At 72.4% G+C, this 9,181-nt stretch carries 11 protein-coding genes; 9 read left to right on the forward strand and 2 right to left on the reverse strand.

Annotated features, from left to right (window positions below; all coding sequences use genetic code 11):
- Positions 1-54: 54 nt before the first annotated feature.
- The 8 genes from JWP64_RS13795 (at position 55) to JWP64_RS13830 (ending at position 6,593) form a co-directional block, all read left to right on the forward strand.
- Entirely contained in the window at positions 55-270 is a 216-nt protein-coding gene (locus tag JWP64_RS13795) for a hypothetical protein (protein ID WP_297496361.1), read from the forward strand.
- 26 nt (positions 271-296) lie between these two features.
- Positions 297-1,517, forward strand: coding sequence for an OB-fold domain-containing protein (locus JWP64_RS13800; RefSeq protein WP_297496363.1), 1,221 nt, complete (start codon positions 297-299; stop codon positions 1,515-1,517).
- Complete coding sequence (locus JWP64_RS13805) at positions 1,517-2,677, forward strand: acetyl-CoA acetyltransferase (RefSeq protein ID WP_297496365.1); 1,161 nt, start codon at positions 1,517-1,519, stop codon at positions 2,675-2,677. Before JWP64_RS13800 ends, JWP64_RS13805 begins: the two co-directional genes overlap by 1 nt.
- A 4-nt stretch (positions 2,678-2,681) precedes the next feature.
- Positions 2,682-3,113: an OB-fold domain-containing protein gene (locus JWP64_RS13810; RefSeq protein WP_297496367.1), complete on the forward strand. Its 432-nt coding sequence runs from the start codon at positions 2,682-2,684 to the stop codon at positions 3,111-3,113.
- Positions 3,110-3,850, forward strand: coding sequence for a hypothetical protein (locus JWP64_RS13815; RefSeq protein ID WP_297496369.1), 741 nt, complete (start codon positions 3,110-3,112; stop codon positions 3,848-3,850). The genes JWP64_RS13810 and JWP64_RS13815 overlap by 4 nt, the downstream gene beginning before the upstream one ends.
- A complete protein-coding gene (locus tag JWP64_RS13820) occupies positions 3,832-4,299 on the forward strand; it encodes a hypothetical protein (RefSeq protein WP_297496371.1) in 468 nt (155 codons plus the stop codon). Before JWP64_RS13815 ends, JWP64_RS13820 begins: the two co-directional genes overlap by 19 nt.
- Positions 4,300-4,331: 32 nt before the next feature.
- A complete protein-coding gene (locus JWP64_RS13825) occupies positions 4,332-4,787 on the forward strand; it encodes a MaoC family dehydratase (protein WP_210032214.1) in 456 nt (151 codons plus the stop codon).
- A 186-nt stretch (positions 4,788-4,973) separates the two neighbouring features.
- Positions 4,974-6,593 (forward strand): AMP-binding protein, encoded by a 1,620-nt coding sequence (locus tag JWP64_RS13830; protein WP_297496374.1) that lies wholly within the window; start codon positions 4,974-4,976, stop codon positions 6,591-6,593.
- Positions 6,594-6,677: 84 nt separating this feature from the next.
- Here the strand turns inward: JWP64_RS13830 and JWP64_RS13835 are convergent, their stop codons facing one another.
- Complete coding sequence (locus tag JWP64_RS13835) at positions 6,678-7,400, reverse strand: TetR/AcrR family transcriptional regulator (RefSeq protein WP_297496376.1); 723 nt, start codon at positions 7,398-7,400, stop codon at positions 6,678-6,680.
- A gap of 292 nt (positions 7,401-7,692) precedes the next feature.
- Here JWP64_RS13835 and JWP64_RS13840 point away from each other — a divergent pair, with 292 nt between their 5' ends.
- Positions 7,693-8,910: an amidohydrolase family protein gene (locus JWP64_RS13840; protein WP_297496378.1), complete on the forward strand. Its 1,218-nt coding sequence runs from the start codon at positions 7,693-7,695 to the stop codon at positions 8,908-8,910.
- A 90-nt stretch (positions 8,911-9,000) separates the two neighbouring features.
- Here JWP64_RS13840 and JWP64_RS13845 read toward each other — a convergent pair.
- The coding region (locus JWP64_RS13845; protein ID WP_297496379.1) for a hypothetical protein at positions 9,001-9,181 on the reverse strand (181 nt) is incomplete at its 5' end.

Raw genomic sequence — 9,181 nt, forward strand, 5'->3', positions numbered from 1 at the left:
CTAGGGTCGATCTCGGTTGTCTCACGACGGCCCGACCGGCGAAGGAGCGAACGGGTGCTCGCGTGGCTCTGCTCGGCGGCGTCGGGGTGGTCGACCGGTCGCGTCCTGCGGATCGACGGCAACACCGTGCACCCGGTCGAGTCCTGGAACGTGCGCCCCGGATATACGGCCGCGCGCGGCGGGCGGTCGGCGACGGCCGAGCCGGACTCCGGGATGCGCACCGTCATGGGGATCACCCCGCCGGGCCTCGCCGGCCTGCGGATGTCCTGACCACACGAGGAGCGGAGACGACGACGATGTCCGGATCGAGGGCGCTCGCCGCGGTCGGCACCTACCTGCCGCCCTGGGGAGACGGGCGCGGGCGGACCACAGGGCCCGACGAGGACGCGGTGACGCTGGCCGTCGCCGCCGGGCGCGCAGCCCTGGGCGAGGCGGGACCGCAGGTCCGAGCCGTGGTGTTCGTGACGCGGGAGCTGCCGTTGCTCGTCGGCGGCAACGCCGCCGCCCTGCTGGCCGGGATCGGGCTGCCGGACGACGTCCCGGTGACCGAGCAGGTCGGCGGGGCGCCCGCGGTCTTCGACGCGCTCGTCGGCGCGGCCCCGGGCACGCTCGTCGTAGCCGCGGACGCGCAGGCCGGGGCGCCGGCAGGCGCCGCGGCGGCACTGGTCGGGGACACCGGCGTGCCGATCGAGCTGGTCGACCGGGTGGTCCGCAGCCTCCCCGTGCAGAGCCGGGTGGACGGGGGGCCCGCTCGGGACTACGCCGATCCGCGGCTGCAGCGCGAGCGTGGCCTGGGGCCTGCGGTCGAGGCCCTCGAGCTGAGCGACAAACCGGTCGCGGTGGCGGGGCTCGTCGCCAAGCAGGCCGCGGCGCTCTCCGCCGGCCATGCGCCCCAGCTGGCGACCCTCGGGGCGAGCGCCGCCCTGTTCGCCCTCGCGGGCCTGGAGCAGGTCGGCACGGGCGGCCTGGTCCTCGCCGTCGAGCAGGCCTCGGCGACCGCGATCCGGATCGGCGGCGTGCCCGCGGTCCGGCGCGACGAGCCCGCGGTCAGGGCACCGCAGCGCACCGTCGACAACCCGGGCCCGGAGATCGCGATCTCGCTGGCCGCCTACGAGCGGGCCTTCGACGCGAAGCTGCGCTGGGAGGCGGGCAGGTGCGACGCGTGCGGCACCTTGGCCATGCCCCCTCGGTTCCGCTGCCTGGGGTGCGGCTCGGAGGCGGGCTGGTCGCCGGCGCCGTTGCCCCGGACCGGTGCCGTGTACACGGGCGTGACGGTGCACGTGCCCGTCCCGGGCCTCCCCACGCCGTACTCCCTCGCCATCGTCGAGCTCGACGGCGTCGACGTCCGCGCCCTCGTGAAGGTCACCGGCGTTCCGGCCGGCACCACCGAGATCGGGGACCGCGGCCGGCTCGTGCTGCGCCGGGTCGCGGTCCGCTCCGGGATCCCGGACTACGGGTACGCGCTCTTCCCCGACCCCCGCCCGGCGGACGCCGGCCAGCGTGAAGGAGCCGCCTGATGAGACGCGTCGCGATCGCCGGAGCCGGTATGACGCCGTTCGCCGAGCACTTCGGTCTCGGGATCAAGGAACTGGTGCCGATGGCCGTCTCCGAGATGGCCGCCCACGTGGACAAGGGGCTCGACCGCGCCGACATCGAGGCGGCCTGGTTCGGTGAGCTGACCACGACCGACGGCTTCCCGTCCGGCATCCTCGCCGACACCTGCGGCCTGCTCGACATCCCCGTCACCAGGGTCGAGAACGCGTGCGCGACCGGAAACGACGCGGTGCGCAACGCGACCTACGCCGTCGGGTCCGGCGTCGTGGACGTCGCCCTCGTCGTCGGGGCGGACAAGGTCCGCGAGTCGTCGGCGCGGGGCACGTTCTGGGAGTGGGCCGGGCTGACCCGGGACATGGCCTGGGACTACCCGCTGGGCCTGGTCGCCCCGGCCAACTTCGCGCTGCACGTCGCCCGGTACCTGCACGAGTCGCCCGCGACCAGGGAGCACCTCGCGATGGTGGCGGTGAAGAACCACAAGCACGCGGTGCCGAACACGAAGGCGCAGCTGCGGTACGAGATCACGCTGCAGCAGGCGCTCGACGCGCCGATCGTGGTGGCGCCGTTCGGGCTCTACGACTGCACCCCGCAGAGCGACGGGGCCGCGGCGCTGCTGCTCGTGGCCGAGGACGTCGTCGACCGCTACACCGACCGGCCGGTCTGGGTCCGCGGCGTGGGGCTGGGCCTCGACCGGGTCATGCACCAGCACAAGAAGGACATGACGACGTTCCCGCCGACGGTCAAGGCCTCCCGCGCGGCGTACTCCATGGCCGGGCTCGGTCCGGAGGATATCGATGTCGCCGAGGTGCACGACTGCTTCACCGGGGTCGAGCTGATCAGCTACGAGGACCTCGGGTTCGTCGAGAAGTTCGAGGCGTACACGCTGATCGAGAACGGCACGACCGCCGTCGGCGGCAGCAAGCCGGTGAACCCCAGCGGCGGCCTGAAGGCGAAGGGGCACCCGCCGGGCGCGACGGGCGTCGCGCAGTGCGTGGAGCTGTTCGAGCAGCTCCGGGGCCAGGCGGCCAACCAGGTCGACGGGGCCCGCAACGCCCTCGCGCACAACATCGGGGGACCGACCGCGGTCTCCGCCGTCACCGTCCTGTCCAGCGAGAAGGGCTGACCCGGTGACGGCCGCCTACACCAGGCCCGGGACCCGGCTGCTGCCCGATCCGACGCCGGAGTCCGAGCCCTTCTGGACCGGAGGCGCAAACGGTGAGCTGCTCGTCCACCGCTGCCGGGCGTGTACCCGGTGGTTCCATCCGCCGGCCCCGGTGTGCTTCCGGTGCCGCAGCCTGGACGTCGGGCCGGAGCCCGCATCCGGGCGGGGCCGGGTGGCGGCGTTCACGATCAACCGCCAGCCGTGGATCCCGGCGTACCCGCCGCCCTACGTCGTGGCGATGATCGAGCTCGCCGACGAGCCCGACGTCCGCCTCGTCAGCAACGTCGTGGACGTCGCGCCGGAGGACGTCCACGTCGGGTTGACCGTGGACGTGTTCTTCGAGCGGTGGGACGACGTGTGGATTCCGCTGTTCCGCCCGGTCGGAGGCGTCCGATGACCCGCGGTGGCCCGTTCGAGGGCCGCGCGGTGCTCACCGGCGCGGGCAAGTCCCGGATCGGCCGCAAGCTCGGGCGGTCGGGCCTGTCCCTCACCGTCGAGGCCTGCCTGCGCGCGATCGAGGACGCCGGGCTGACCCCGGACGACATCAACGGCGTCGCGAGCTACCCGGGCCCCGGGGTGCCGGACCGGGGCTTCTCCGGGGCGGGCGTGCACGACCTGCGCAACGCCCTGGGCCTGCGCAGCCGCTGGTACATGTCCGGGATGGAGACGGCCGGGCAGATCGGCCCGGTCATCGAGGCGTGCATGGCGGTCAGCCTCGGGTTCGCCGAGCACGTCCTGGTGTTCCGGTCGGTGTGGGAGTCGACGGCGCAGGGGTCGGCGGGGCGCGCGTCGGTGCTCGTCGGCTCGGGGCGTGCTCCCGCCCACCTCGAGTACATGGCGCCCTTCGGTGCGCCGTCGGCGACCAACTGGCTCGCGATGCCGGCACAGCGGTACATGCACGACCACGGGCTGACCCGCGAGCAGCTCGGCGCGATCGCCGTCAATGCGCGCCGCAACGCCACGCTGAACCCGGATGCGATCTTCCGGGAGCCGCTCGAGTTGGAGGAGTACCTCGATGCGCGGATGATCTCCGAGCCGCTCTGCCTGTACGACTGCGACGTCCCGGCGACGGGGCGACGGCCGTCGTCGTATCGCGGCGCGAGGCGGCGACGGGGTTGCGTCGCCATCCGCTGACGGTCGAGTCGGCCGGCACCGGGATCTTCGAGCGCGCCACCTGGGACCAGCGGACCGACCTGACCACGATGGCGGCCCACGACGCCGCGCAGACCCTGTGGGAACGGACCGACCTGCGTCCCGCCGACGTCGACCTGGCCCAGCTGTACGACGGCGTCAGCTTCCTGACCGTCATCTGGCTGGAGGCCCTCGGGTTCTGCGAGCGGGGCAAGGTCGGCGACTTCGTCGAGGGTGGCGACCGGATCGCCCTCGACGGGGAGCTCCCGCTCAACACGAGCGGCGGCCAGCTGTCCGCGGGCCGGTTGCACGGCCTGGGGTTCCTGCACGAGGCGTGCGTCCAGCTCTGGGGCGAGGCGGGGGAGCGGCAGGCCCCGCTGCATTCGGAGATCGCCGCCGTGGGCGTCGGCGGCGGTCCCGTCGCCGGCGCCATGGTGATCAGCACGAGATGACCCTGCCGCATCCGACGGGAGAAGGAGGACCGATGGAGGTCTACCGCTCGATCGCCGAGCTGGAGAAGGCGGTCGGCCAGGAGCTCGGGCCGACCGACTGGTTCACGGTCACCCAGGACCGGATCGACGGGTTCGCCGACGTGACCGAGGACCACCAGTGGATCCACGTGGACCCCGAGCGTGCCGCGGACGGCCCGTTCGGGGCGACGGTGGCACACGGCTTCCTGACGCTGTCGCTGATCCCGCGCTTCGTGAGCTCGCTGCGCCGCATCGAGGGCGCCCGGATGGGGGTCAACTACGGCCTGAACAAGGTCCGCTTCCCCTCCGCGGTGCGCGAGGGCAGCCGCGTCCGGGCCCGGACCACGATGGTCGACCTCGAGCGGATCGGCGAGGACGCCGTGCAGATGGTCACCAGGACCGTCGTCGAGGTCGAGGGCGGCGACAAGCCTGCCTGCGTCGCCGACCTGGTCAGCCGCTACCACCTCTGACCACCCGTACTGCTCGGCGGCGATGCCGGGCCGGGTGGGCGGTGCGAGCCCGTCCGGTCGCCGACACCGTCCCGAGCCGTTCGCACGCCCCGCAGGTCGTCGACGTGGCCGCCCGGCCGGACGACGCCCACCACGCCGCACCGGCCTCTCGGGGGAGGACGGGCGCCGATTCCCAGGAGACCGAGAATGGCTCTCGATGTGACCTCGTCCCTCAGCGAAGACCCGGGCCACCGGCCGCCCGCCGGCTCCACGGATCATCCGTGGCTGCTGCGGGCTCCGACGATCGACGAGTTGCTGCGGCGCCGCGCGAAGCTCACCCCGGATGCGCCGCTCCTGCTCGACGCGGACGGCGCCGTGCTGACGTGCCGCGAGGTCGCGGACGGCGCGGCTCGGGCGGCCTCGGCGCTGGCGGCCGAGGGGATCGGCGCCGGCACCCGGGTCGCCTGGCAGCTGCCGACCAGGATCAGCACCGTCCTGGTGATGCTGGGCCTGCGCCTGGTCGGCGCCGTTCAGGCACCGGTCATACCGATCTACCGGCAGCGGGAGGTCTCCGCCGCGCTCGCCGCCGTCGACGCCGAGTTCTTCCTGGTACCCGACGTCTGGCAGAACTTCGACTACGCGCGGATGGCGGCGGAGCTCGCGCCCGGAGGGGGCCCCGCACCCCGGACGCTGACGATCGGCCACCAGGCCCCGCAGGCGGAGCCGGGCGGGCCGGCGTCGGACGCGAACCCGGACGACGTCGCCTGGGTGTACTTCACCTCCGGTTCCACCGGTGCGCCCAAGGGCGCCCGGCACACCGACCGGACCCTGCTCAGCGCCGGCCTCGGCTTCGCCGGCGTGGGCCGCCTCGGTGCGGAACCGGGGGAGGTGGGCGCGATGGCCTTCCCGGTCGCGCACGTCGGCGGCATCCAGTACCTGATCGCGGCGCTCGCCGGCGGCTACCCGCTGCTACTGCTCGAGGCGTTCGTCCCCGACGAGGCGGTCGCCCTGTTCCGCCGGCACCGGGTCACGACGACGGGCGGGGCCCCGCCCTTCTACAGCGCGCTCCTGGCCATGTCGCGGGCGGCAGCCGGGGACGGGCCCCTGCTGCCCGATCTGCGCACGCTGAAGGGCGGTGGCGCACCGTGCCCGCCTGACCTGTCCAGGGCGGTCCGCGACGAGCTCCACGCGACGCTCGCGCACGACTACGGGATGACCGAGGTGCCGATGCTCGCGGTGGCCTGCCCGCTCGACCCGCCGGACATCCTCGACGCGACCGACGGACGGGTCCTGCCCGGCAACCGGGTACGGATCGTCGATGCCGACGGCGAGGCCGTCGCACCGCACGAATCCGGCGAGGTCCAGGTCAGCGGGGACTGCGTGTGTCACGGCTACACCGCCGAGGCCGAGTCCGCGGCGGCCTTCACCGACGACGGCTGGTTCCGGACGGGTGATCTCGGCCGGATGGTCGGGCCCGACCACATCGAGGTCGTCGGCCGACTCAAGGACATGATCATCCGTAAGGGCGAGAACATCGCTCCGCAGGAGATCGAGATGCTGCTCGCCCGCAACCCCGGGGTGGCGGAGGCCGCCGTGATCGGCCTGCCCGACGCCGTCCGAGGTGAGCTCGTCTGCGCCGTCGTGGTCCCCATGACGAGGGGTGACCTCCCGGAGCTGATCGAGCTGAACGAGTGGCTCCTCGGTCAGGGCTTGATGCGGCAGAAGCTGCCCGAGCGGCTCGAGGTGGTGGACTCCCTGCCCCGCACCGGACTTGCGAAGATCGCCAAGGCAGAACTGCGGCGGCGTTTCGGCCCGCCGGCACCATGAGCGCGGCCGGCACGCACGGCGGCGCCGCAGTGGTCCCGCAGGCCGGGTGACCCGGCGGGCGGCGGCCTCGTCGGCCGCCGCCCGTCAGTCGTTCGTCCGGATGGTGGACCTGATCATCGCCGCCACCGTGGCGATCATGTCCCCGTCGTCGACCGGGAGCCGCTGGACCCGGCTCTGGTACCAGGACCGGTCGAGCATCGCCATGACGGCGAGGCCGAGCGCCTCCGGTGCGTCGGTGGGTTCGATCTGCCGGTTCCGCAGGTTGGTCCCGAGCAGCCACGCGATCCGCATCTGCAGCCGCTTGCTGCTCTCGCGGAAGTCCTCGTCCGGCGGCGCGGACTGGGCCGAGGAGAAGATGAAAGCGCCGTGCACGTCCATGAAGGCGAAGTACTCGGTGACCCAGCGCTCCACGTCCGCCCGTGACGCCGGGTGCGGGATGTCGTCCCAGCGGGTCACGGTGGCGAGGATGTCGCGGTAGGACTCCTCCCCGAGCAGGTTGAAGACCTCGCGCTTGTCCTTGAAGTAGGTGTAGAAGCCGGCCCGGGAGATGCCGCAGGCGTCGGTGATGTTGTTGATCCGGGTGCCGGAGTAGCCGCGGTCGAGGAACAGCTGCTGCGCGGCCTTGAGGATCAGGCTGCGCGTGCGGGCAGCACGCTCCCCGAGCCCGCCGTCGTCCGGCGACGGATCCGTCGTGCCGTGCGCCTCGGGGGCCACGGTGCTCGCCTCGTCGATCATGTACTCCAGGTCGTGTGCGGACAGAGCGTACGGGCGCTCGGACGGCGTCGCCGACCGGAGGGCCGCATCCATCATAGTTGACGACAGCGTCAGCCGGACGGACCAGGCCGGATCTCTTTCGTGCGGTGGTGGAAGAGCGGAGTCGAGGCCTCTGTCGGCGGCGGGCGTCATAGGGTCTCCGATCAGTACGAACGCGCGTCATGGTGACGGTCGCGCCAAACCCTGTGGCGTTGCTCCTGCGCCCGGCGCGAAAGGTCGACGTGGCCGCAGCGGCATGGGCCGCGAAGATATTTGACACTTTCGTCATCCGGGTCTTACGGTGACGTACGTTGCGCCAACGTCGCGGCAGTGGAGGGAAGACACAGTGACGCAGTACACCGACGCGCCGATCTTCGACGCGGACACCCACATGTACGAGACACCGGAGGCCCTCACCCGGCACCTGCCGGAGCGCTTCCGCCGGGCGGTGCAGTACGTGCAGGTGGGACGGCACACCCGCATCTCGATCCTGAACCGGATCACCGAGTTCATCCCCAACCCCACGTTCGACCGGGTGGCCGCCCCGGGGGCGCACGAGAAGTTCTATTCGGGCCAGAACAAGGAGGGGAAGACCCTCCGCGAGCTCACCGGTCGGCCGATCGACGCGCAGCCGGACTTCCGCGAGCCGGGCCCCCGGATCAAGGCCCTCGACGAGCAGGGCGTGGACGAGGCGCTGGTCTTCCCGACGCTGGCCAACCTGGTCGAGCACTCCGCGGCGGAGGACCCCGAGCTGGTCGTGGCGATGATCCACGCGCTCAACCGCTGGATGCTCGAGACCTGGGGCTACGTGCACCAGGACCGGCTCTTCATGACCCCGGTGATCTCGTGTGCGCTGGTCGACGACGCCCGCCGGGAGCTCGAGTACCTCGTCGAGAACGGTGCCCGGGCCGTGCTCATCAAGCCGGCGCCGGTCAAGGGGTACCGCGGCTGGCGCTCGCCGGCGCTCCCGGAGTTCGACCCGTTCTGGCAGGACGTCCAGGACGCGAACATGCCGATCGTCCTGCACGCGAGCCAGCCTCCGCTCGACGAGTACGTCAACCGGTGGGAGCCGCCGGAGACCAACAACTTCATGGAGATGAGCTCGTTCCGGTGGCTGGTGCTCGGGCACCGGGAGATCGCCGACATGCTCGGCAGCCTGATCTGCCACGGCACGCTGACGCGCTTCCCGAAGCTGCGGATCGCGAGCGTCGAGAACGGCTCGTCGTGGATCAAGCCGCTCCTCGACGACCTCGAGGGCGTCCACTCGAAGATGCCGCAGAACTTCGCCGAGCACCCCGTCGACGTGTTCCGCCGCAACGTCTGGATCAGCCCGTTCTGGGAGGGCTGCGTCGCCGACGTGGTGGACTGGGTCGGCTGGGACAAGGTCCTCTTCGGCTCGGACTACCCGCACCCGGAGGGCTTGACCGAGCCCCGGGGGTACTTCAAGTACGCCGAGGGGATGGACGAGAAGCGGACGCGGGACTTCATGGGGGACAACGCCCGCCGGTTCATGGGCCTGCCCGTCAAGAACCCCGCCGGCGACTCCTCCCCGGTGGCCGGCTGATCAGCTGTCCCTGCCGGGAGCACTCGGCAGTTTCGTCGAAGGCTCCGCCGAACGCCCTGACAGGGCGACTCGGCGGAGCCTTCGACGTGTTCAGGGGACCACCTCACCGCCGCTCGGCCCCGGTCGGGTCCCCGGTGTGCCCTCCCGTGGGGCGAAGAGCTCCCCGCGGATCATCGCCTCGGTGCAGAGCAGGGCCGCGCGGTGGCGATCGGCCGGGACGGATGCCGAGAGTTCGATGAGCCCGCGCAGCAGGGCGAAGAGCATGTCCACC

The organism is Pseudonocardia sp. (assembly GCF_025465255.1).
In the GTDB taxonomy this organism is placed as follows: Bacteria; Actinomycetota; Actinomycetes; order Mycobacteriales; family Pseudonocardiaceae; genus Pseudonocardia.